At 38.0% G+C, this 22,067-nt stretch carries 24 protein-coding genes; 4 read left to right on the top strand and 20 right to left on the bottom strand.

Going from position 1 to position 22,067, the window contains the following annotated elements; all coding sequences use genetic code 11:
• Positions 1–113 precede the first annotated feature (113 nt).
• From HCH28_RS03320 to HCH28_RS03265, 13 genes are all read right to left on the bottom strand, one after another.
• Positions 114–2,030, bottom strand: a complete 1,917-nt coding sequence (locus tag HCH28_RS03320) for a stage V sporulation protein D (protein WP_221679735.1) — start codon at positions 2,028–2,030, stop codon at positions 114–116.
• Between the two features lie 57 nt (positions 2,031–2,087).
• Positions 2,088–4,310: a penicillin-binding protein gene (locus tag HCH28_RS03315; protein ID WP_221679732.1), complete on the bottom strand. Its 2,223-nt coding sequence runs from the start codon at positions 4,308–4,310 to the stop codon at positions 2,088–2,090.
• Positions 4,307–4,678 (bottom strand): cell division protein FtsL, encoded by a 372-nt coding sequence (gene ftsL / locus HCH28_RS03310; protein WP_004224836.1) that lies wholly within the window; start codon positions 4,676–4,678, stop codon positions 4,307–4,309. The genes HCH28_RS03315 and ftsL overlap by 4 nt, the downstream gene beginning before the upstream one ends.
• Positions 4,679–5,629 carry a 16S rRNA (cytosine(1402)-N(4))-methyltransferase RsmH gene (gene rsmH / locus HCH28_RS03305; protein ID WP_221679727.1) on the bottom strand — a complete coding sequence of 317 codons (951 nt, stop codon included), beginning with the start codon at positions 5,627–5,629 and terminating at the stop codon, positions 4,679–4,681.
• Positions 5,630–5,691: 62 nt separating this feature from the next.
• Positions 5,692–6,123 (bottom strand): division/cell wall cluster transcriptional repressor MraZ, encoded by a 432-nt coding sequence (mraZ, locus tag HCH28_RS03300; protein WP_048394670.1) that lies wholly within the window; start codon positions 6,121–6,123, stop codon positions 5,692–5,694.
• A gap of 254 nt (positions 6,124–6,377) precedes the next feature.
• The gene (gene bshC, locus HCH28_RS03295; protein ID WP_221679724.1) at positions 6,378–7,994 is read right to left on the bottom strand and encodes a bacillithiol biosynthesis cysteine-adding enzyme BshC; all 1,617 of its coding nucleotides are present in this window, start codon (positions 7,992–7,994) and stop codon (positions 6,378–6,380) included.
• A gap of 395 nt (positions 7,995–8,389) precedes the next feature.
• Complete coding sequence (locus tag HCH28_RS03290; RefSeq protein WP_221679721.1) at positions 8,390–8,785, bottom strand: DUF3397 domain-containing protein; 396 nt, start codon at positions 8,783–8,785, stop codon at positions 8,390–8,392.
• Positions 8,782–9,684, bottom strand: a complete 903-nt coding sequence (locus tag HCH28_RS03285; protein ID WP_221679719.1) for a ketopantoate reductase family protein — start codon at positions 9,682–9,684, stop codon at positions 8,782–8,784. The genes HCH28_RS03290 and HCH28_RS03285 overlap by 4 nt, the downstream gene beginning before the upstream one ends.
• A 120-nt stretch (positions 9,685–9,804) precedes the next feature.
• Positions 9,805–9,930: a hypothetical protein gene (locus HCH28_RS24855; protein ID WP_255600467.1), complete on the bottom strand. Its 126-nt coding sequence runs from the start codon at positions 9,928–9,930 to the stop codon at positions 9,805–9,807.
• A 131-nt stretch (positions 9,931–10,061) separates the two neighbouring features.
• Positions 10,062–10,439, bottom strand: a complete 378-nt coding sequence (locus HCH28_RS03280) for a transcriptional regulator (RefSeq protein ID WP_004224822.1) — start codon at positions 10,437–10,439, stop codon at positions 10,062–10,064.
• A gap of 111 nt (positions 10,440–10,550) precedes the next feature.
• Positions 10,551–11,318, bottom strand: coding sequence for an enoyl-CoA hydratase/isomerase family protein (locus HCH28_RS03275; protein ID WP_221679716.1), 768 nt, complete (start codon positions 11,316–11,318; stop codon positions 10,551–10,553).
• 162 nt (positions 11,319–11,480) lie between these two features.
• Complete coding sequence (gene rpmF / locus HCH28_RS03270; protein ID WP_004224819.1) at positions 11,481–11,654, bottom strand: 50S ribosomal protein L32; 174 nt, start codon at positions 11,652–11,654, stop codon at positions 11,481–11,483.
• A gap of 24 nt (positions 11,655–11,678) precedes the next feature.
• The gene (locus tag HCH28_RS03265; protein ID WP_004224818.1) at positions 11,679–12,212 is read right to left on the bottom strand and encodes a YceD family protein; all 534 of its coding nucleotides are present in this window, start codon (positions 12,210–12,212) and stop codon (positions 11,679–11,681) included.
• A 166-nt stretch (positions 12,213–12,378) separates the two neighbouring features.
• Between HCH28_RS03265 and HCH28_RS03260 the strand changes: the two genes are divergently transcribed.
• A complete protein-coding gene (locus HCH28_RS03260) occupies positions 12,379–13,590 on the top strand; it encodes a nucleotidyltransferase (protein ID WP_221679714.1) in 1,212 nt (403 codons plus the stop codon).
• Positions 13,591–13,634: 44 nt separating this feature from the next.
• Here the strand turns inward: HCH28_RS03260 and HCH28_RS03255 are convergent, their stop codons facing one another.
• Positions 13,635–14,681, bottom strand: a complete 1,047-nt coding sequence (locus tag HCH28_RS03255; RefSeq protein WP_221679711.1) for a SepM family pheromone-processing serine protease — start codon at positions 14,679–14,681, stop codon at positions 13,635–13,637.
• Positions 14,682–14,800: 119 nt separating this feature from the next.
• Between HCH28_RS03255 and HCH28_RS03250 the strand changes: the two genes are divergently transcribed.
• Entirely contained in the window at positions 14,801–15,700 is a 900-nt protein-coding gene (locus HCH28_RS03250) for a hypothetical protein (RefSeq protein WP_255600463.1), read from the top strand.
• A 58-nt stretch (positions 15,701–15,758) separates the two neighbouring features.
• Here HCH28_RS03250 and coaD read toward each other — a convergent pair whose 3' ends face one another.
• From coaD to HCH28_RS03235, 3 genes are all read right to left on the bottom strand, one after another.
• Positions 15,759–16,250: a pantetheine-phosphate adenylyltransferase gene (gene coaD, locus HCH28_RS03245; RefSeq protein WP_004224812.1), complete on the bottom strand. Its 492-nt coding sequence runs from the start codon at positions 16,248–16,250 to the stop codon at positions 15,759–15,761.
• Position 16,251: 1 nt separating this feature from the next.
• Entirely contained in the window at positions 16,252–16,818 is a 567-nt protein-coding gene (gene rsmD / locus HCH28_RS03240; RefSeq protein WP_221679710.1) for a 16S rRNA (guanine(966)-N(2))-methyltransferase RsmD, read from the bottom strand.
• A 71-nt stretch (positions 16,819–16,889) separates the two neighbouring features.
• A complete protein-coding gene (locus HCH28_RS03235) occupies positions 16,890–18,311 on the bottom strand; it encodes an RNA polymerase II (RefSeq protein WP_221679707.1) in 1,422 nt (473 codons plus the stop codon).
• A gap of 56 nt (positions 18,312–18,367) precedes the next feature.
• On the opposite strand from HCH28_RS03235, the gene HCH28_RS03230 reads away from it, so the two are divergent.
• Positions 18,368–18,757, top strand: a complete 390-nt coding sequence (locus HCH28_RS03230) for a DUF7147 family protein (RefSeq protein WP_036077099.1) — start codon at positions 18,368–18,370, stop codon at positions 18,755–18,757.
• Between the two features lie 2 nt (positions 18,758–18,759).
• On the opposite strand, the gene HCH28_RS03225 is transcribed toward HCH28_RS03230, so the two are convergent.
• On the bottom strand, positions 18,760–19,032 hold the full coding sequence (locus tag HCH28_RS03225) for a YlbG family protein (RefSeq protein ID WP_004224806.1): 273 nt from the start codon (positions 19,030–19,032) through the stop codon (positions 18,760–18,762).
• Positions 19,033–19,409: 377 nt separating this feature from the next.
• Between HCH28_RS03225 and HCH28_RS03220 the strand changes: the two genes are divergently transcribed.
• The gene (locus HCH28_RS03220; RefSeq protein ID WP_221679704.1) at positions 19,410–20,321 is read left to right on the top strand and encodes a glycerophosphodiester phosphodiesterase family protein; all 912 of its coding nucleotides are present in this window, start codon (positions 19,410–19,412) and stop codon (positions 20,319–20,321) included.
• A 90-nt stretch (positions 20,322–20,411) separates the two neighbouring features.
• On the opposite strand, the gene HCH28_RS03215 is transcribed toward HCH28_RS03220, so the two are convergent.
• A complete protein-coding gene (locus tag HCH28_RS03215; RefSeq protein WP_221679701.1) occupies positions 20,412–21,464 on the bottom strand; it encodes a tartrate dehydrogenase in 1,053 nt (350 codons plus the stop codon).
• Positions 21,465–21,573: 109 nt separating this feature from the next.
• Positions 21,574–22,020 carry a YlbF/YmcA family competence regulator gene (locus HCH28_RS03210; protein ID WP_004224800.1) on the bottom strand — a complete coding sequence of 149 codons (447 nt, stop codon included), beginning with the start codon at positions 22,018–22,020 and terminating at the stop codon, positions 21,574–21,576.
• Positions 22,021–22,067 lie beyond the last annotated feature (47 nt).

Raw genomic sequence — 22,067 nt, 5'->3', positions numbered from 1 at the left:
TTTAAATCTTGTTTCACTTTCTTCTTTAAGAAAAAAGCATTAACTTTCATTTTATTATTACTACCCTTCATAATAATAGTGGTTCTTTCCCATTTTTTAAAGGTAAAGTTATTTTAGTTCTCCAAATATAAATGAATGGTACCATCTTGTTTGATAACACTATCCACTTCAGGTAATTGATTACCAATTTTAGTCCCTTCTCCATGCCATTCAATACGGAATGGATAAAATTGCTTGGCAATATCATCCTTTGTTTGACCAATAAAATTCGGTACCTTCACAGTAATTGGGTCACCATAACGATAATCCTTTTCCAGTTGTTCCTTCGATTTTTCAATACCTACAAAAGGCGCAACATCCTCAATAATTTGCCCCACTATAGGTGCTGCTACAACACCACCAAACTGGGTTGTCTTTTTCGGATTGTCAACAGCTACATAGACAACAATTTGCGGATTGTCTGCTGGTGCAAAGCCAATAAAAGATACGATGTATTCTCCGCTTTTATAACGGCCATTTTCAACTTTTTGTGCTGTTCCAGTTTTGCCACCAATTCGCAGTCCATCTCGAAAGGCTTGTCGACCTGAACCATTCGCTACTACTGATTCCAAAGCACCTCGAACCTTAGCAGAGGTTTCTTCACGAATTACCTGATTTTTAACAACTGGTTGCGTTTCCTGTATGACTTCTCCTGTATTTGGATTAAATACCTTTTTCACAACATATGGCGTATAAAGCTTGCCTCCATTTATGGCAGCAGCTACTGCTTGAACTTGTTGAATAGGTGTCACGGCTACCCCTTGCCCGAATGAAGTCGTGGCCTGCTCAACAGGACCAAAGGCATCCTTAGAAAATAAAATACCAGATGCTTCACCAGCAATATTAGACCCTGTCTTTTGTCCAAAACCAAAGTCTTTAATATATTGTAGTAGTCGCTCATTGCCTAGACGCTGTCCTAATTCTATAAAGCCTGGGTTACAGGAGTTCTCAACCACCTCTAAAAATGTTTCATGCCCATGTCCTTCACGTTTCCAACAGCGAAGCTTTGCTCCCGCCACCATTGTATAACCTGGATCATAAAAGGTTTCATGCTCCAAATCCACTAGGTTTTCTTCCAACGCAGCACTAAGGGTAATAATTTTAAAAGTAGAACCTGGCTCATACGTCATCCATACAGGTAAATTTCGATTGTAGATGGCTGGCTCTACTAATTGATATTCAGCTGGATGAAAAGTAGGATAAGAGGCTAATGCCAAAATTTCGCCAGTGTTTGGATTCATCGCAATCGCTAGTGCTTGGTCAGCTTCATAGCGCTTCATTGCTTGCGATATTTCACGCTCTACGACTTGCTGTACATCAACGTCAATTGTTAGCTCGATCGTAGCCCCATCCTCTCCTGCTTTCCAAGCACTTGAAACATTAGGCAAATTATTACCTTTTGCATCTGTAAAGAGACGGATCGCAGAAGAATTAGCCTGCAGAAATTTATCATATTCATATTCAATTCCAGCTAATCCTTGGGCATCATACCCCGTAAAACCTAAAAATCGAGATAATAGCGTGCCGTAAGGATAATCCCTAGAATAATCAACACCACTATACAACCCTTCAATTTGCATACCTTGTAATTCTACTGCTTTTTCATAAGATATATTTTTGCCTTCAGGTGCTAGTTTCACTAAGTAAGCTTTTTTTTGCATTTTCTCTAATAGCTTCGCCTTATCCACTTCGAGAACCTGGGCAATTTTTTCAGCAGCTCCTTCAATATCATTACTTTGTGAAGGCATGAAATATAATGTAGGCGCTAGCTTATTAGTTACAATACTCTCTCCATCTCGATCTGTTATATGCCCTCGTTCATTCGCAAAGGGAATTTCCCTGTCCCAGTTCTCCTCTGCCTTGGTAGTCAATTCTTTTTGATCTAACACTTGCAAAAAGAACAACCTAACAACAATTGCCACTGCTACGAACATAAACAACACATATAAAATACGTAAACGCTTTTTAGAATGGATAGAAATCCACTTCATTCGACATCACACCTTGTTTTTTACAACGTATGAAATAAAGTGGACTTCTATTCAGTATTATTCATCCTCTACTTCTTCAACTTCACCCTCAGAGGCAGCTTCAACGTCTTGTACAAAGCTTTCAGCAGGTGTTTTGAGCTTGACAACAATGGGGGAACTATCAGTGATGACGGTTCCAGCTGAAACGCTTTGACTTGCTACAAAACCTTCACCGAATATTTCCATCTCTAGTCCAGTCATAGATTTAAAGACTAGTAAATTACGTAATGACCAATTCGTAAAGTCTGGCAATGTTACCTCGCCATCTGTCTTTAAAAATACAAAACTACCTTTTACCAGTTTTTGAGTGTTCGTTGGATATTGTTCAATAACTTTACCACCACTACCAACAACAATTGGTTGTAAACCATCATTGGCTAATTCTACTTCAACCGCTTCAGCACTTTGACCTGTAAAGTCCTGAATGCTGACTTTGTTAACATGTTGAACATCGTCTGGGTTGATATTAAGGTGCTTTAAGCTATTTAACATAACTGGATTAAAGACTTTTGATACTGGTACCGATCCAAGCTCATTGTTCAGCTTAGGTTTTTTCACTGAGACATATACAATTAGCTGTGGATCATCTACAGGAGCCAAGCCTAAAAATGAATAAAGGTATTGGTTTGAAAGATATCCACCACTAGCTTTTGGAATTTGGGCAGTCCCCGTTTTCCCTGCAACCTCATAATCCTCCAATATAAAATCTTTCGCTGTCCCATGTTTTGATGTTAATGTTGAGGCTAGGATTTCTCGTACTTGTTTCGCTGTATCAGCTTTAATTGGTTGACCTTTCTCAACAGGCTCATGATTTTGAATAATTTTCCCTGTAGAAGAATCAACAATACGGTCGATAACATATGGCTGCATCATCTTGCCATCGTTCGCAATAGCAGTCATTGCCTGGATTAACTGAATAGGTGTAACTGTTGAACCTTGGCCATAAGTTGTTGTTACTCGTTGAATAGGATACTTTGTTAAAATAGTACCCGCTGCTTCATTCGGTAAATCAATTCCCGTTTTGTGCCCAAAACCAAAGCGGTCCAGATAATCAATAAATACGTCATCGCCAATCTTAGTTAATAAATGGGCCATACCAGTATTGGCAGAGCGTTGAAAGCCTTCTAAATAAGTAATTGGACCCCAACCATATCTATTGTGATCTCGAATCGTACGGTCAAATACTGTATATGAACCTGACATAAATGAATCATTCGGTGTCCATTTTCCCGTATCGATAGCTGAAGCAAGCGTGAATGTTTTCATCGTTGAGCCAGGCTCAATTGTCTCCTCAATCACCTCGTTCAGCCACTTCATGTTTTGACTTTCACGTGTTTCTGGGTTAAATGTAGGACGCTGTGACATTGCTAAAATCTTTCCAGTCTTCGGATCTGCTACTACCGCGGTCATGGACTCAGGGTTATATTCCTGTTCAACCTTTGTCATTGCTTCCTCTAAGAAGCTTTGGATTGTTTTATCAAGTGTTAAATAAATGTCGTCCCCATTTTTTGCAGGTGTAATCATTTTCTCACTGTTTGGAAGCAAATAGCGGAAAGCATCTGTCTCATATTCTACTTTGCCATTAACGCCTGTTAATTCTTTATCATACGTATATTCTAGACCCATTTCCCCCTTGGTTGTAACCGTGCCATCTTCATTATCTTTTTTGAGAGCATAGCCAATTAAATGAGAGGCAAATACACCATTTGGATAATACCGTTTTAAGTCACTCACAAAGAGAATTCCTGGTAATTTTTCTTCCTTTATTTTACTCATGACCTCGTGACTAATGCCGCGGCCTGCACTACCAAACTCAACTTGATATAAAGGTTCACCATCACTTCTATATCGATTGTTCAATTTTTTAACAATCTCGTCTTCCTTTTCCTTCATCGCTGGAATATATTTCGCTAGTACTTTTGCCGTTTTCTCCGAATCCACTACATGTCGGGGATTCTTAGGATCTGTTGTAGCCTTTTCACTTACAATGGCAATCATGCGATAACTTAATGTATCTTCTGCAATTACTTGTCCATTTTGATCATAAATCTTTCCACGATTAGCTGTAATTACACTTTCCTTACCATACTTAGCTGCTGCTCTCGCTGCAAGCTCTTGTCCTTCCACTTCACCTGTAGCCTGTAATGTCACCATTCTTGTGAATAATAGAAAAAAGAGCCCTCCATAAAAAATTAATAATAGAAAGGCTCCCCATTGGAATCGAAATCTCTTTTTTTTCATTCTCCCGGCACTACCTTTACATTTTTCTCATTTTGAGTTAAACCGAGTTCTTTGGCTTTTTTCCATATGTTTTCGTATGTAGAAAGTTCACTTACACGAACCGTTAAGTCAACATTCTGTTTCGCAATCTCTTCTGCTTCTGATTCGATTTTTTGAATGTCTATACTTGTTGTTTGAATCGCTGCTTGTTTATTTAATACAAGTATTCCTAGTACAGCAATAATGCCAATTAAAACAATTAGCATTGTTTTTTCAAACTTCTGGTTCGTTTTTTTACGACGTATGATAGTGGGTTGTGGACTAGGTGGTGTTATCGGTTGTTGCACTTGTTGATGTTGGTGCTGTTGCCTTACACGAACTGCTGCCATTTACTCACGCCCTTTGTCGTTAATTTTCTCCACCACTCTAAGCTTCGCTGAACGCGCACGATTATTAACTGCCAATTCTTCATCAGAAGGAATAATAGGCTTTCGTGTAATAAGCTTTAAAGTTGGCTTCATGTCATCAGGAATTACAGGTAGATTTGGTGGTAATTCCGGTAATGATGACGCTTCCTTAAAGATTGTCTTGCATAGGCGGTCCTCCAATGAATGGAACGTAATGACACTAATGCGCCCCCCTACGTTAATCATATCAATCGCATCGACTAATGAATCCTCTGCTGCGCCTAGCTCATCATTAACAGCAATTCTTATTGCTTGGAAAATGCGCTTTGCCGGATGCCCACCTTTTCGGCGTGCCGCTGCTGGAATACCCTCTTTAATTAATTCTACAAGTTGACCAGTTGTTTCAATCGGTGCTGTTTTTCGAGCCTCTTCAATTTTACGGGCCACTTGTTTAGAAAACTTCTCTTCTCCATAACGGAAAAATATACGTACAAGATCTTCGTATGCCCATTGATTAACAACATCTGATGCTGTCAGTGTTGCAGTTTGATCCATACGCATATCAAGTGGTGCATCGTGGTGATAACTAAAGCCTCTCTCAGGTGTATCTAATTGTGGAGAAGATACGCCTAAGTCATATAAAATACCATCAACCTGCTTAATGCCATGAGCTACTAGTTCTTCTTTTAAGTAACGGAAATTCGAATGGATAAATGTAACACGCTCTATATAAGGTGCTAATCGAATTTTCGCATTTTTAATAGCCGTCATATCTTGATCAAAACAAATTAAGCGGCCTTTATCTGATAATTGTTGTACTAGATATTCACTGTGTCCCGCACCACCTAGTGTACAGTCCACATATACACCATCAGGATCTATGTTCAACCCATCAACAGTTTCTTTTAATAACACGGTTGTATGATCGAACATACCACTCGCTCCTCTCAGGCCTTAACCTCATTCAACTATCACGTTGTAATGCCTATTACAAGTTAAAAATCAAAGCCAATCATATTTTCTGCAATTTCATTAAAAGATTGTTCAGACTCACTGAAGTAAGCTTCCCAGGCATCCTTAGCCCAAATCTCGATTCGATTTGAAACCCCCAACACCACACATTCTTTTACTAGATGCGCATGTTGCATAAGAGTAGTTGGGATATTGATACGCCCCTGCTTGTCTATCTCTACCTCTGTTGCTCCAGAAAAGAAAAACCTCGCAAATGCTCGTGTATCTTTTTTGGTCATTGGTAAACCTTTTAATTTCTCTTCGAGTTTTCGCCATTCATTCATAGGATAGCCAAATAGACAGTTATCGAGACCTCTTGTGACAACAAACGTTTCGCCTAAAGCTTCACGAAATTTTGCCGGTACGATTAATCGCCCTTTCGCATCAACGGAGTGTTGATATTCTCCCATGAACATACTACTCACCCCACTTTATTAAATAATGTACCACATCCCCCCACTTTCCTCCACTTTTTTTAAAAAAAACTTGACATTTTATCGCTTAATATGCAATTAGACCTTTAGGAATTTTTTTGACATATGCTAAATGATATAAAAAAAGAGCAACCCCTAGTAGGATAGCTCTTTAAATACTATTTATCTCGACATTATTCATCAAATTCACAGGATATCAAATTACTACTTAGGTAAAAAGTATCTATTTATTAATTTTATAAATAAAGTAAATAGTGGTGTTTACCGATGCTATAATTTTGCTTCAACATTTCAGTAATTAACATAGGTCCAAACTCATTGAAATATTGATATGGATTAAAGGATCTCTCTTGGAAACCATCATTAGGATATAATTCATTTTGCAGTGTCATAAATTTACGAATCGTCGTTTCATGCTTACCTAATACAGTTTGTTCAATTTTTTGCTGTAAATAGTCAAATTGTTTCGCATGATTTTCTTGATTTTTCTCAAGAATCTTATCTAATTGCAGATGCTGTTTCTCTAAATAGGAGGCTAGCTCTTCATATTTTTCTACTAACAACTGCTGCATAGCTTGGATTTGACGTTTGGCTTCACTGTCCTGGACATCTGCAATAAAACGTTCTTTCAGGTGTAATGCTTTCCCTTCCCATACGTCAGTAACAGTTAGTTGATGCTCACGTAATAATTGCTCTACATGACGAGTGACAATAGTAATATGTAGGCGCGGAGCAAAAATCGGCATTTGTAAATCTAACACCGAAAATGCATTTTTCAGTGTCGCCCAATAAGCTAGCTCTCCTGGACCTCCAACAAACGCTAATACTGGTAATGTCATCTCCTGCATCAACGGGCGAGTTACTACGTTATTACTTAAACGTTCAGGATGATTATGCGCCACTTCTAATAGCTCTTCTTGTGTAAATTTAAGGTTTGCCGCTAAATTAACAAACAGATCATTTTTTCTTTCTAAAAGATGTCGCTCCCCATCTTCTACGTAAAATAAATTAGCGGCTTCATATGTTGCTAAAATAGGCTTACCATAGCCAGCACGTTCAAGCTCTTGCTCCTTTTCCGTTACTCCTCTAGCAATTTCTTCATTGGATTGAATGATTTGAGCAAAATATTTATGTTCAAATTGACGGAATTGAAAGTTGGCGGCATCGATTAATAATAAACCTTCCTCTTTGAACAATTGATTCATTAGACAGGCAAAGAAATCTGTAAATGTTTCACTATTATTCAATGCGTCAACTAATTGCTTAATCAGCGTTTCTGTATACTCTGTTTCTCCAATATCACGAATAATTGTATTAATTAATTGCGTCATCGACTCTTTGTTTAGGGCTGTTGCAGAAGCCATCGTTTTACGTCTAGATCGCTCTCCATAAGCTCTTTTTTTCAGCAATTCCCCATGAACCGTATAGGTGTGATTAATTTCTTCTAAGTCATGATCTTCTCCAGCGATCCAGAAAACAGGAATAACAGGCTGTTGAAGCTTCGTACTTTGCTCTTTCGCTAATGCAATAACTGAAATAGCTTTATGAACGGAGTAAAGAGGGCCTGTTAAGATACCTGCTTGTTGTCCACCAACTATTACCATAGCTCCTTGCTCTAGTTGTTCTAAATGTTCATTCGCTTTTTTTGATAACCCCAGCGGCTCCATAAATTGACGGATGATTGTTGTTAATTCTTTTTGATCACGGGAATTTCGCGCTAAATGCTCCGCTCTTTTCTCAAAAGCTTGATCATTGTATTCATACTCAAAAAATTGATGAATGGCAGTATTTGGCGACCAGTAATCTGCTAGTACATGATTTTTTATAGGTACTTGGATTGACTCCAGTTTCATTTAACATAAACTCCTCTACTCACTAAATCATTTCCTTACTCATAACAAGAAATTGAATTTCATTCATACTATGCACATGAGGCTTTCAATGTCGCCTTGACATTCAAATTGCTCAAAAAAATCCGCGGCATCCATTAGCGGCTTTGAGGCAACAATGTTGCAGCAGACATTTCGATTTAAAAGCCATCGTTCTCCCTCAAGAAGGATTTTCTATACCTAACTTTGCTTTTGGTACAAAAAACACGTGCTGGTTCACTTCCTATGTCACTGAACTACGCTTCTAGTTACGAAGGTTTATGAATGCAATCAATATTCTCATCCCCATAGAATGATTTTTATAACTATTTTAATGCTATTATTTTAACGCTTAAAGCTTCAACATGAAAAGAAAATGCTTAGACAACCTGTAAATATTCCATAATGGATTGAATAACACCCACGATACATATCACTAGATAAGCTGTACTAAGTATTAAGAATAAAAAACGCCAAATTTTCTTTAATAACGGCTTTACTTCTATTTCCTTTTTAGTCCGCCAATCAATATATGTAAAAATCATGGCCATCATTATCGCGAGTATCACCAAAAGCGCCCCAACATTCACACGCCAAAGCACACCGATAGCTAACGGAACAGAAAAAAACAAGCACAATGTCGTAACATCAGAGGCTGCACCAAAAGCATGTGTGCCACGAATTTTAACTTTCCTGCCAACCAGATAAACAATTATGAAAAGAACAATTGGACAAAAAATAATGATACTAATAACTATATGTAAAAGGTCTTTCAACTTCTTTCACCGCTCTCCTCTATTGCAAGCACTTGATGATATAAAGTACGCAAAGTAGGTAAATTATGACCGTTTGCTAAAGCTTTATTTAGAATGACACCAACAATTGTTTCGATTTCACTTTTTCTCCCCTGCAGACGATCCGCTAGCATAGATGAAGTATTGTTGGCCGTTTTCCTACATAAGTCTATCACATCACTAAAAGATATGGTGAGTTCAATATCTTCAAAAGCTTCCGTAAGCTCTCGATAAATACTTTCTAGCAGTAAAAATGCTTGTTGATTAGCCACTAACTCTCCGTTCTTTACTTGCAAAACAGCTGTCAATGGATTAATTAAGCTATTAAGTACCGCTTTTGCAAAAAGCATTTGCTCTGCATTACTAGCCAATTCAATAGGAAATAAGGAATGTTGTAATTGTAGTAGCTGTTGAAAGGCCCGGTGTTCTCCTCGTTCTATCGCTATTTTACATAGCCCTACTCCTCTATGATGAACCGTTGATTGGTCCAACAATTGAGCTCCAAAGGTCACTGAACCAAAGGCGATATTTTTTTGCGGCAATAGTAGCGCCTCCTCAAAATGCGCTAAGCCGTTTTGCATAAAAAGCAACGGCATATCATTTGAGAATAAGGCTAATTGATTGTAGAGTTTTTGCAAATGTCCGTATTTAACAGCAATCACTAATAAATCTTGCTTTGGAAGATTAGTCAAATCTGTCGTAGCAACAATCCTTTGCACAGTTTTAGTTCCATCAACGTTGATACGTGTTAACTTTTTGGCATTTAGTTCATTTACTTGTTCCTGCCTTCTGGCAACCAACGTTACTGATACACCAGACTCCGCTAAAAAACTTGCTGTTAATTGACCTACCGCCCCTGCCCCAATTATCGCTACTTTCATTGTCTACACCCTTTCCATCTTTACTGATCAATGTTACCTCGACGTCATTACATCAAGATTGTTCCAAAAATCTAGAAACACTCTGTGATACCTCGGAGCTACACGATATTATTCACACCATCAAAGAGGGTGACGCACTTTTGGCACGCCTTCTAAATCAGCAGACTTTAAAACACCCATCTGATGCTTCACCTCTGAATAGCCTATATTCATAAAACTATAAGAATAAGGTGCCTTAGAATACATCTAAGGCACCTTCTACGCAGGTTCTTTTATTATACAGGATAGTCTGATTATTGACGATACACAGAAAGGGTTTTATGTCCATAAAAGAAAAGCAATGTAATTCATGTTCCAAAAGCCACGTAATCATAATTTTAATCTTTCATTAATGAATAACCTTGTTGAAGCCATTTCACTAGCTTCTCATGCTCATTTTGCAATTCACGATGCTTCATTTCAAGCGTTTGATAAGCCTCCGTTAATTCGTCAAAACTTGTCAACGCTAATTTCAAATGACTTCGCATAGATTGTTGGGGCTGATTTCGCACAGCTAATAGTGACTGACTATATTGACCACGCAATGTTTTATTCCAACGGAAACCACACGCTTGTTTTGTACGACCTAGTTCTATGGCCGCCATTTCAAAGGCCTCTAGCTGTGTTTTGCCATTTTGCACATTATGCAATACGATTTCTGCTAGTCTTTCATCATCTTCCTTTGTCCATTGATCTTTTCTTTTTTTCAATTCCATAATCTATCACCCTCGCATTTTTTACTACTATATGCAAAAGCAAGCAAAATAGAATCATTGCATGAAAAAAGACAGTGATGATGTTTTTACTCTCATCACTGTCTTTATACATTACTTATTATTCTTCTTTGTCAAGAAATTATTAACCGCTTGATGATGCGCTTCACTTTCCCACAACTTTGCACAGGTACGAACTTCTTCCATCACACGCTCATACATATTTCGTTCACGCCACTTTCGAAGCTCAATCTCCTTATAAGCTTTATGAACAGAAGGATGAATTTTTCGCATATGTTCAATAAAATCGTTCAAGGCATCTTCTTTTGAGCCTTCAAAAACACGCATAGCCCATCCTATCTCATATAATAATTGTGCAGGGTAAGGCTTCGCATCCACTAGCATCTTCATTGCACGATCATGACGCAAACCTCGTTCAAATAAATATGTACCACCACCCCAGCCACTTGTAATGGCTAGTGTTCCTTGAATAAATCCACATTTCGCATGGCTAGCTACTAAACGAAAATCACAAGCTGTTGCAATCTCACAGCCCCCTCCAACAGCAGTTCCATTTATAAGTGCTATAGTTGGTACAGGAAGCGTAGCAAGGTCATATAATATTTTCCCCATCTTACTTAACATACCAAATGCCTCATCCTCTGTTTCCAGTGAATGAAACTCAGATAAATCCCCTCCTGAGCAAAACGATTTATCGCCAGCACCAGTCACTACTAAGAAACGCACATCTTCATGCCCACGAATATACGTAATGACTTCTTGAAGACCGTTCATCACTTCATCATTGACAGCATTCCGTTTCTCTTCACGGTTAATGGTAAACGTCATAATGCCATCATGATTGCCAATCGTATAAGACATATTACTCCCCCTTTGTCGCAATGAATAAATTGTATCACACAATTATTTCACTATTGTAAAGAACTTCATAATCAACGCAATATTCCGTCTTTTTAAGCAAACAAAAAGGCTAGTAAAGAGCCATGGTCTCTCTACTAGCCTTTTAAGTGAGCAAACACTGTATTATTTGCTTACTACTTCTTTACCTTTGTATTGTCCGCAAGCTTTGCAAACACGGTGTGATAATTTAGCCTCACCACAGTTAGGGCAAGTTACCATACCAGGTACAGATAATTTGAAATGCGTACGACGCTTTCTTTTTGCAGTTTTAGAAGTTCTTCTAAATGGTACAGCCATTGATGGCACCTCCTTACAGATCGTCTATTCGTCTGTTTGATCAAAATACTTAGCTAAAGCAGCTAGTCTTGGATCCACTTTTTGTTCGTCAGCTTTTTTGTGTAGCTCTACGTCTTCATCTGTTGCATAAGACCAATTTTTACCACCATGCACTTGTCCTTCAGAATCTTCCTTGAACACTTGCATTGGTACCTCAAGCAAAACTAATTCCTCAAGAACCGGTTTCATGTCGATGACTTCACCGTCAATATAGTGAATGTCTCCGTCATCGTCTCCTCGTTTATCTTCGTCGATCCAGCTAAAAATTTCAACTGTCTCAACTTCAATTGGAAACTCAACATCCTCCCATGTGCGAGCACATGGTAGTGTTAACGTTGCTGTCACAGTTAACTGACATGTCATTTGCGATGCACCAAAAGTACATAGCCCTTTTACATGAACGGGCGAAATTGCTCGAATATCCTGGTTTCGCTCCATCACTTCGTCCAGTTGGACAAAGGCATCGATTGGCATCCCGTTTTGGCGGTATTTAGATAATTGATGAATTGACCATTTCATTCGTTTAATCACCTCGAGACAACAATGTTGATTATATAATGTGTAAAAATAGATGTCAAGATAATTTCTTGTCACCACTTTAAAACCCACCTATAATTATATACTATGAGAAGTGTATTTACTCCTAACAGTTTAAATAAAGACACAAATTATAAGGGGGAGAAGCATGCAAGCAGTTGGAATTGTTGTTGAATATAATCCTTTTCACAACGGACATGCTTATCATTTAGAACAGGCTAAAAAAGCAGCACAGGCAGATCTCGTAATCGCTGTTATGAGCGGCACATTTTTACAACGTGGAGAACCTGCCATGGTAGATAAATGGACACGTACTAAAATGGCGCTTTCTGGCGGTGTAGATATTGTTATTGAACTGCCTTATGTCTATAGTACAGCACCTGCCACAGATTTCGCAAAAGGAGCCATTTCCTTATTAAGTGCTGTTGGTTGCAACTCTTTTGCCTTTGGAAGTGAAGACGGCTCTATACAGCCCTTTCTAAACACTTTCGAGCTGATTGACAGCCACCGTGCAGAATATGACCTGTTCATTAAAGACAGCCTTAAAACAGGTGCCAGCTACCCAAAAAGCCTACATTACGCCTATGAACAGCTTTCTCAGATGTACCCTGCTCCATACATCGATCTTGCACAACCAAATAATATACTGGGCTTTCATTATCTTGAAGCAACGAGGGCACTTAACAGCAACATTAAACCACTAACAATTCCTCGCGTTGCAGCAGGATATCATGATGCTTTAAAGGAAGATGCATCGATCGCCAGTGCCACTGGCATACGTAAAGCCCTTGCCTCTACAAATTCTTTACAAAGTGTACAAAATGTTGTTCCTACTGCTACTTTTGATTATTTAACTGACTGGCATACAAAGTATAACCAATTTGCAAGCTGGGAAACATTTTGGCCGTTATTACAGTTCACCATTATAAGACATACCCCTTCAGAACTTACTCGTTATGCAGAAGTAACAGAGGGCATAGAAAACGCAATTGTAAAAGCAGCCAAAACCAGCTCTACATTTTATAGCTTTATGGAAAAAATAAAATCTAAGCGTTATACTTGGACCCGCCTTCAACGGATGATAACACATATCTATACAGGGTTTACCAAAAAGCAGCTTCAAAGTTTTAACGCGCCCTCCTTTATTCGGCTATTGGGTATGAGTTCGATGGGACAAGCTTATTTAGGTCAGCAAAAAAAGAATATAGAATTACCCTTAATCAGTCGCGTTGCAGCTACAGATGATGCGATGTTAGCTATCGATATACATGCGGCAGAGCTTTATAATTTAAGTATCGAGCAAGGAACAAAGGATCTTACGCTGCCGAAGGATTATCAAACACCACCTATTCGTTACTAAAGACATCAAAAGGGATGCTAAAGTCCTCTTAGCATCCCTTTATATTATTTTGGTTGAAGTTGCTTTAAATAATTGATAGCATCGTCAACGCTCTTTACTGGAACGATTTTCATTTTTGTTTTAATCTCTTTTGCCGTTTTGACAGCCGTTGCATAATTCGATTCTAGCTCTGGATACTTCGCTTTCATTTCTCGAGAGATTTCATCATCTGGTGCAAAAAAGATTTCCATGCCGTCACGATCAGCGGCAATAACCTTATAGTCTATTCCACCAATTCTTCCAACGGTTCCATCTATTAGCATTTCACCTGTACCAGCAATTGCATAGCCTTTTGTTAAATCTTCATCAAGTAATTGGTCTAATATTTCAAGTGTAAACATCAGTCCAGCAGAAGGCCCCCCGATATCCTCTGTTTTCATCGTCACTTTCGGATTAGTTTCAATCGATTTGCTTTCAGTATAGGAAATACCTAAACCTGCTCTATGTTCTTGGGCATTAGGAATTTCCTTTAGTGTAATAGTCTCCTGATGTTGTTCTTCATTACGTATAAATTGAATGGTTACCTTATCGCCAAGTTGCTTAGGTTTTAATAGATCCACAAGCATTTGCTGGCTAGTTATTCTTTGACCATCAACCTCGACAATTTCATCACCAGCTTTTAAAATACCGTCCGAAGCTCCTCCGTCTAAAACATTTAATATGAATACACCATTAAAAAGAACCTTTGTCTCCAGCCCTGCTCTTTGGAAGGCTACAGATTTGGCATTAAATTGTGAATCAGACATTAACTTTAACTGTCGGATATTATATTCCTCATCATCCTCTAAAGGATTTCGTACTTGTTCAATATCCATTAGCTTTTGATATTTTTGGACTTTCGCCCACAAATACGAAAATGGTGTGGCTTGCTGCATAGCAACTGTCATTAAACTTAAAGACCCCTCACTATCTGCCTCTTTACTATCCACAGTAACAAATTTACTGACATCATAGGCACTTCCAGGTTTCATAATATACGCGTCTAGTCGGTATAACATCATAAAACAAATCACGACTATCAACACTGCATAAATACTAATTTTTTTCTTCACTTGAAAACACCTCCTAGGACGCTTGCAAAACCATACGTTCATGTTTTTGCCTTTCTCACATATATTGATTTTAGCATTTGCCTATGTGAATGACAAAAAGTTGAAACGAGATGATTAACATGTTTGCTACAATTCAAATAGTGCTCTGCGTGATTCTAATTCTCTTACTCTTGTTATTCCCACAAACCGCTCACAGTGGTACAGATTTAGGCTTAAATCTTTTCATGGAAGCACTTTTCCCGTACTTATTGCCGTATCTTGTGTTAACACAATGGCTGCTGCGTTTAACAGCCCCTATGCGTACCAAAACAAAAAGGGCTTCTTTATACGTACAAGCCTACGTTATTAGTGCCCTTGGAGGCTATCCAACTGGCGCAACCACTATTGTTTATTTGAAAAATAGTGGTCAATTACACCCTAAAGAGGCAAATTTCTTGCTAGCTGTTTGTCATGCACCTAGTCCACTTTTTGTATTAGGTTTTGTAAGCCTTGATTTACTAAACAGTAATACGTTTGGATGGTTGTTTTTATGTTTACTACATACGTTTAATATTTGTTGCCTAGTAACTGGCTACTTTTTCTTTCGCAAAACTGATTCACCTAATATCTCCGTACACAACACACCACTCTATAGTGCTCCATTTTCGGAAAGTATTAAAGAAACAGCCCCAACCATTCTGCTAGTTGGTACAACCATTATCTTTTTCACAACGATTCAAACCATTGTACAACAAGGCTTAGATCAGCTGATACCAAAGCTTCCCTATACGATTGAGCTTTCCATAGCAGCTGTTCTGGAGGTAACGAACGGTCTTAAAATGACAGTTACAGCATTTCCAGATCTTCCGTATACCCATTTACTTGTTGTGATTTTGTTAACGATGCAAAGTATAAGTATTCACTTACAAATTTTTGTTATCGCCAAATCTGCGAAACTTTCTGTACGACCTTATATTAAATTCCGCCTCCTTAGCATAATCATTGTACCAACTATTTATGCTTTATTTTTTCTAAAATAACACTCGCTCTAAATATCAAAAAGAGGATGTCATCGTTCTCTTGACATCCTCTGCATCCTTATTGTGTAAAACCATATTTTTCTTTTAAAGCCTTTACGACACATGTAGGGACTAGCTCGTTAACATCACTACCGTATTTCGCAACCTCTTTTACTATACTAGAACTTAGGAATGAATATTGATTTTTCGTCATGATGAAAAATGTTTCGATTGTTTCATCCAGGAAACGGTTCATAGAAGTAATTTGCATCTCATATTCGAAATCTGAAACTGCTCGTAAGCCACGGACAATTGCCTTCGCCTTTTTTTCCTTAGCATAATCAATCAATAAGCCTGAAGAACTCTCTATACGAACATTAGGTAAGGTTTTTGTCACTTCAGCCATCAAAGCCATACGTTCCTCTACAGAAAACAAAGGATTCTTTGCTGAATTGTTTAATACTGCTACATATACGATATCAAACACGTCGGCCGCACGTTTAATTATATCTAAATGGCCGAATGTTACAGGGTCAAAACTTCCAGGAACTACAGCAATTTTTTCAGACAACTTATTCTCCCTCTTCCTCTGTACAGCGATAAACAGAAATAATTGTTCCGCCATAGGTTTCTTGTCTTGTTAAAACAAACTCCCCAAAATTTTGAGGTAATCCTATCTCTTTTGCATGTTCACATAAAATAATACCATCTTGTTGTATTTTACTGTTATCGACCAAAATCTGTACGAGGTCATAATATTCCTGCTGATGGTAAGGTGGATCTAAAAATACGAGTTTAAATGTAATATCACGCTTTAATAGCGCTTTCACAGCGCGCTTTGCATCTATACGAAAAAGCTCTGTATATTCTTCATAACGGCATTTTTTTATATTTTCTTGTAGCACCTGGAATGCTTTAGGATCTTTCTCAATAAAAATAGCACGTTCTGCTCCTCTACTTAATGATTCAATCCCCAAACCACCGCTTCCAGCAAACAAATCTAGCGCCAAACCTCCTTCAAAAAATGGACCGATTATATTAAAAATGGATTCCTTTACTTTGTCAGTTGTAGGCCTTGTCGTATTTCCCGCTATTGCTTTAAGCGGCATTCCTTTGCGCTCTCCTGCTACAACTCTCATATCAGTATCTCACCGTACTTTCGTCTATATAAAGTATTTTGCAGCGAAAGGTTGGCCCTCCGCTGCAAAAGTTATTGTTGCTCTTGTTTTAATACTTGAATACGCTCATCCTTTTTTTGCAATTCAACTTGGAATAATCGCTGTAACCAAGCTTCTTCTACATAATAATGATCAGCAATCTTTATGATTGGTTCAGAGATTGATGAATACCTACGCTGGTTGAATACATAGAATCCAGGCTCTTTAGGGAAGCGGAATGTACGATGCTCGCTATTAACATAATAGCCATTTTTTCCTTCCTCAGCTGAGTAGCCAAGGTAAGGCAATAATGTATCTGCCGTATACAACACCTGTCCCTCATAAAGAATAACATGAACATCTTCCTTCAATGTATCATCCACATAGACATCACGTGGATCCTCAAATAAAAGTGGATAGGTTCCATTTTGCTGAGCTGCATTTAATGCAAAATAAGATGTCTTGGCATCTAATACCTGTGATAAATACTTGTCCATTGTATCTGGTGAAATTGATTCATCTCCAAGCTTTTTCAATGTTTCCTGCCAAGCTTGTTGTTGAGCATCTGTCATGTAATCATTTAATGTCTTGATGATTTTCTTTGTTTTTTCTCCACCAATTGGATCGCTTATTAAATAGGATGCCACAACCTCAGGCAACCATTCTGGGGAATCTACAAAATTATATTGTGATTTGATTTGTGATAAAATTACTTCTTGCTCTACAGCTTGTGCAGTAAGCGTTGGTAAAAATAACAATCTTTCGTCATGAACTGCTACTGGACTTTTTTCTTGAATAATTGCAATATGCTCATCACTTAGAAGCTGTAAATTTTCTAATGACTTTAGAAAATCATTAGGGACTTTTTGCTGGGCATAAATTGATAACACAGGTGTCTGTTCTTGCGCTTTAAGCTCCCCGGCTTGCCAATATAAATCTTGAACAGTACCGTTTCCTCTAAACATTGTGTAATTGACAAGTACAAGTTGTTGTTGACCTACTAGGGGTAAACCTGTAACCCATTGTCCTTTCACTTTACTGTCTGTAGAAATTGAAACAATCGAATACGATGCTTCACCATTTATTAGTGTAGCAAAAACATTTTGAAGGAGCATCTTATTTTTTAAGCCACCCTCAATTGGAATTATGTATGACACAGATTGTGATTTTGTCTCCCCTTTTGCAAAGTAAGAAACTTCATCTGATAAACGATCACAGCTTTTTTCATTTTCAATAAAGCAACTAGCATTTGTTGCTTTTTCAGGCCATTTAATTTTCACCTTTTGATTTGGTAGGTTTTTAAAATGTTGACGAATATCTAAGCTATTTTCGCGATAGACAATTTCTATTTCCTGAGAATAATGAAAATCTCCTATGCCTGTTTCTAAATCAGATGAATAAGCATGGTATTGGAAAAATACCGTTCCTGTAATGATTAGTGCTAAAATAGAAAAAAAGCTCAATGCAAATTTCATGTGCTTGACCTCCCGCAGCATGATACTATGAATATTGGAAAGGATGTGCAATTATTATGCCACAACAATTTATAGAATTAGGTGAAGGCTATGGTGATGTTTACGAGCTACTCGAAATTATTAAAACCAACCAGGAACGTTTTCATCAAGCCTTTTTACTAACATCTACAAAAGAAGACAAGAAGGTGATTTCTTTAGCTGTCGCCCTTAAACCAGTCGGCGAAAGTAAATTCATGCCTATTTATATTTGTCGAGAAGGCATCCCATACAATGAAGAACAGCCCACACAGCGACAAAAAATGTTTGAAGCACAAATAGAACAACTCGGTCGAAAAGCAGTAGTTGTAGAAATAAAGCACTCATCTATATTTTCGGAATCAAAACTATTTTATCAATACCTAATAGGTATATTAAGACTAAATAACTATATACCTGCATTGACATAAGTTTATAGACCTACTTTATAGTCATATTCCTTTGCTTTATCTGGTTTTGCATTTTCATATTCAGTTTTTACAAAAGGACGATAAGACGCCACAACGTCTTTCACAAATGGAAGGCGTTGTAGTTTTGTTGTCATCATGTCAATATCCTCACGATCGCAGTAAAGCACTACGTATTTTTGCCTTCTAGAAATATAAAGAACATGACCATATTTCCGAAGTGACTTCGCATGTTTTAATTGATGGACGTAAACGATTAGCCCTTGTCGTTCGTTCATAGTGGATTCCCTCATTTCTTACATAAAAGAATACCATAGACCAGAAAATGATAGCAACAGAGTTTAGCTGACAGAACGCTCAATTTTCCGTTATAATGGAAAAGCATGCGACGTTGAACATCGTGAAGATGAATCAGTTGTTTTAATTAAATTCAATTGTAGCATCATTACAGGAACAGAAAAATGCTGAAAGATGGTCATGCCTCAAATGAACCCGATTGTTTTTCAAATAGGATGGCAAAAATCGGCATAAAAAAATCATCATTCATTTATACTAGTAACTAATTTTAATAGTAGTCCCTGTACTCACTACTATTAATTAAACAATGCTTTCACTACAACTTTTTATATGAGGATAATTTTTAAGGAGGACGAATATGGGTAAGAAAACAAAAATTGCGCTTGCAATTGCAGCAGCAAGTGCAGCAGCTTGGGCAGGCAGTAAAGCTATTTCCAAACCACAGCAACGCGAAGGTAAACAAGCATTACAATTTGAACGCCCCATAATTCTTGCACATCGTGGCGGAGCTCTTTTAGCACCAGAACATACAATGGTTGCATTTGAAAAAGCTGTACAGCTAGGTGTTGATGGCTTTGAAATCGACATTCGCCTAACGAAAGATGAGGAAATTATTGTTTTCCATGACGAGACAGTTGAACGTACAACGGATGGCTATGGGCTCATTGCAGATATGACGTTGGCAGAAATCAATGCCTTGAACCATGGCTACCAATTTGAAGATTTAGATGGAAATTTCCCATATCGAGAGGATAAATTGAAAGTCGTAACTTTACGAGAGTTGCTGGAAACCTATCCAAACATGTTAATCAATATTGATATCAAAGATGCTCCAGATACTTATGAAGGGAGTCTGATGCCTTCTAAACTTTGGCGCTTAATCGAAGAACTTCAAGCTGAACATCGTGTTGTTGTGACAAGCTTTTATGGTGAGCAAATAGATCGTTTTAATTTATATGCTCAAAATCAAGTAGCACTTGGTGCAGGTGAATCAGATGTCAGAAAAGCATTTGCTTCCTTCTCAAGTCAGTTTGGACATTTATATCACCCTAAAGTGGATGTTTTTCAAATTCCTCCAAAGTCAGGGGTTATTGCATTAGATTCTCCTAAATTTATTCAGTTTTTAAACAACCTCAATATACCTGTCCACTATTGGACAATCAATGACCTAGATACGATGAAAAAACTACTCAATAATGGGGCAAAGGGCATTATTACCGATCGTCCGGATATTGCTGTTGAGTTATTACAGGTTCAAGAGTCTAAATAAGACAAGGAATGAAAGGGAAGCACACTGAACGGATGTGCTTCCCTTTCATGTAAATGTTAGCCCCATTATTACTTTCCATTACAAGAATACTTATGTTAAATAATCTAAGATTGCATCTGTTACTTCTTTTAGTGTGGCAACTCCACCCAAATCAGGCGTTTTTATACCCCGCGCTATTGTTTGCTCTATAGCATTCAATATCCTTGTTCCCACATCTTGATAACCAAGGAAATCGAGCATCATCTTACCTGTCCAAATTTGTCCTATAGGATTGGCAATTCCTTGACCAGCTATATCTGGTGCAGAACCATGGACAGGCTCAAACATTGATGGATATTGCCCTTCAATGTTTAAATTTGCTGCAGGTGCAATACCGATGCTTCCCATAATGGCACCGCCTAGATCTGTCAAAATATCCCCAAATAAATTCGATGCTACGATAACATCAAAATTTTCTGGCTTCATCACTAAAAATGCTGCTAGTGCATCAATATGATTAGATGCTTGACCTACCTCTTTATATTCTTTTCCTACTTGAGTAAACACTTCATCCCAAAAAGGCATGCTATATGTAATCCCATTTGATTTAGTAGCACTTGTCACATGTCCATTACGTGTTTTGGCTAGTTCAAATGCATAGCGCATCGCCCGTTCTGTACCTTTTCTTGTAAAAACAGCATTTTGGATTGCCACCTCATCTTGACCACTATGTATTCTTCCTCCGCTTTCAGCATACTCCCCTTCGGAATTTTCCCTTACAACTATAAAATCAAAATCATTTGGTTGTCGTAAAGGTGATGGTAATCCTTGAAGTAGCTTTGCAGGTCGTACATTAATAGATTGCTGTAGCTCACGTCGAATTTTAATGAGAAGGCCCCATAATGATACATGATCCGGAACCAATTTAGGCATTCCGACTGCACCTAAGAATATTTGATCATACTGTTTTAACAGCTCAATACCATTATCAGGCATCATTTTCCCTGTCTCTAAATAGTATTCACATCCCCATGGAAAGGTTGTCCATTCAAATTGAAAGCGTCCATCTAACAACGCTGCCTGGTCAAGAACTTTTATTGCAGCTGGCACAACCTCTTTTCCTATTCCATCTCCAGGTATTACAGCAATTCGATAAATTTTCATTAATGTTTCCTCCTTCAATTTAATTATAAAAAAGACTGTAAACTAACTCAGTTATTGCCTTCGAGTTGTCTACAGTCTAGAAGAGATATGCTATATACACACATCCTATTTACGCTGAGCAGGAGCATGAACCGCCCGAGCCACATCCACCACCGCAAGATGAACCAGATGCAAAGAATGGATTACTAACAGGAACTTTTACCGCTTCAGAGACAGTTTTTCCTATTAATAGGCTAATCTCATCAAGTAAATCCTGAAAATCGTTTTCAGCAATTTTCAAGGCTGAAACTTTCTCATTTAAGTCAAGTGCCCTTTTCTGTTGGCGAATCGACTTCATAATTGTATGGTAGTCCGGATGATATTTTCCGAAACGTTGTACATCTTCGTACTGCTCTTTCATGCGATTAAATGCATATATAGCTTCTACAATTTGTGCATCACTATATACAGCTTCATACGCTTGTTGTAGCGCCATCGCAGGTTCTGAGGAAAGAATCATCTCACAAAGCGCTTCCGCCTCATCCAAAATGATTACCCAGTCAGAGGTCATCATCATCTTTAATTCCCCCAATCTCTTTCCCATCATAACAGATTTTATGGTAA

It is taken from the genome of Lysinibacillus sp. K60 (assembly GCF_019731275.1).
Taxonomy (GTDB): domain Bacteria; phylum Bacillota; class Bacilli; order Bacillales_A; family Planococcaceae; genus Lysinibacillus; species Lysinibacillus capsici.
Note: the sequence above shows the minus strand (reverse complement) of the source record. Positions and strands in the feature narration are given on the sequence as shown.

Excerpts from the sequence above, each read along its gene's own strand:
- HCH28_RS03275 (WP_221679716.1), bottom strand. The coding sequence starts at position 11,318 with ATGTCTTATACGATTGGCAATCATGATGGCATTATGACGTTTACCATT.
- bshC (WP_221679724.1), bottom strand. The coding sequence starts at position 7,994 with ATGAAACTGGAGTCAATCCAAGTACCTATAAAAAATCATGTACTAGCA.
- rsmH (WP_221679727.1), bottom strand. The coding sequence starts at position 5,629 with ATGTTCGATCATACAACCGTGTTATTAAAAGAAACTGTTGATGGGTTG.
- HCH28_RS03215 (WP_221679701.1), bottom strand. The coding sequence starts at position 21,464 with ATGAAAATTTATCGAATTGCTGTAATACCTGGAGATGGAATAGGAAAA.
- rpmF (WP_004224819.1), bottom strand. The coding sequence starts at position 11,654 with ATGGCTGTACCATTTAGAAGAACTTCTAAAACTGCAAAAAGAAAGCGT.
- mraZ (WP_048394670.1), bottom strand. The coding sequence starts at position 6,123 with ATGTTCATGGGAGAATATCAACACTCCGTTGATGCGAAAGGGCGATTA.
- HCH28_RS03285 (WP_221679719.1), bottom strand. The coding sequence starts at position 9,684 with ATGAAAGTAGCGATAATTGGGGCAGGGGCGGTAGGTCAATTAACAGCA.
- HCH28_RS03225 (WP_004224806.1), bottom strand. The coding sequence starts at position 19,032 with ATGAACGAACGACAAGGGCTAATCGTTTACGTCCATCAATTAAAACAT.
- rsmD (WP_221679710.1), bottom strand. The coding sequence starts at position 16,818 with ATGAGAGTTGTAGCAGGAGAGCGCAAAGGAATGCCGCTTAAAGCAATA.
- ftsL (WP_004224836.1), bottom strand. The coding sequence starts at position 4,678 with ATGGCAGCAGTTCGTGTAAGGCAACAGCACCAACATCAACAAGTGCAA.
- HCH28_RS03260 (WP_221679714.1), top strand. The coding sequence starts at position 12,379 with ATGCAAGCAGTTGGAATTGTTGTTGAATATAATCCTTTTCACAACGGA.
- HCH28_RS03265 (WP_004224818.1), bottom strand. The coding sequence starts at position 12,212 with ATGAAATGGTCAATTCATCAATTATCTAAATACCGCCAAAACGGGATG.
- HCH28_RS03315 (WP_221679732.1), bottom strand. The coding sequence starts at position 4,310 with ATGAAAAAAAAGAGATTTCGATTCCAATGGGGAGCCTTTCTATTATTA.
- HCH28_RS03280 (WP_004224822.1), bottom strand. The coding sequence starts at position 10,439 with ATGGAATTGAAAAAAAGAAAAGATCAATGGACAAAGGAAGATGATGAA.
- HCH28_RS03220 (WP_221679704.1), top strand. The coding sequence starts at position 19,410 with ATGGGTAAGAAAACAAAAATTGCGCTTGCAATTGCAGCAGCAAGTGCA.
- HCH28_RS03230 (WP_036077099.1), top strand. The coding sequence starts at position 18,368 with ATGCCACAACAATTTATAGAATTAGGTGAAGGCTATGGTGATGTTTAC.
- HCH28_RS24855 (WP_255600467.1), bottom strand. The coding sequence starts at position 9,930 with ATGTATTCTAAGGCACCTTATTCTTATAGTTTTATGAATATAGGCTAT.
- HCH28_RS03250 (WP_255600463.1), top strand. The coding sequence starts at position 14,801 with ATGTTTGCTACAATTCAAATAGTGCTCTGCGTGATTCTAATTCTCTTA.
- HCH28_RS03210 (WP_004224800.1), bottom strand. The coding sequence starts at position 22,020 with ATGATGATGACCTCTGACTGGGTAATCATTTTGGATGAGGCGGAAGCG.
- HCH28_RS03235 (WP_221679707.1), bottom strand. The coding sequence starts at position 18,311 with ATGAAATTTGCATTGAGCTTTTTTTCTATTTTAGCACTAATCATTACA.
- HCH28_RS03320 (WP_221679735.1), bottom strand. The coding sequence starts at position 2,030 with ATGAAGTGGATTTCTATCCATTCTAAAAAGCGTTTACGTATTTTATAT.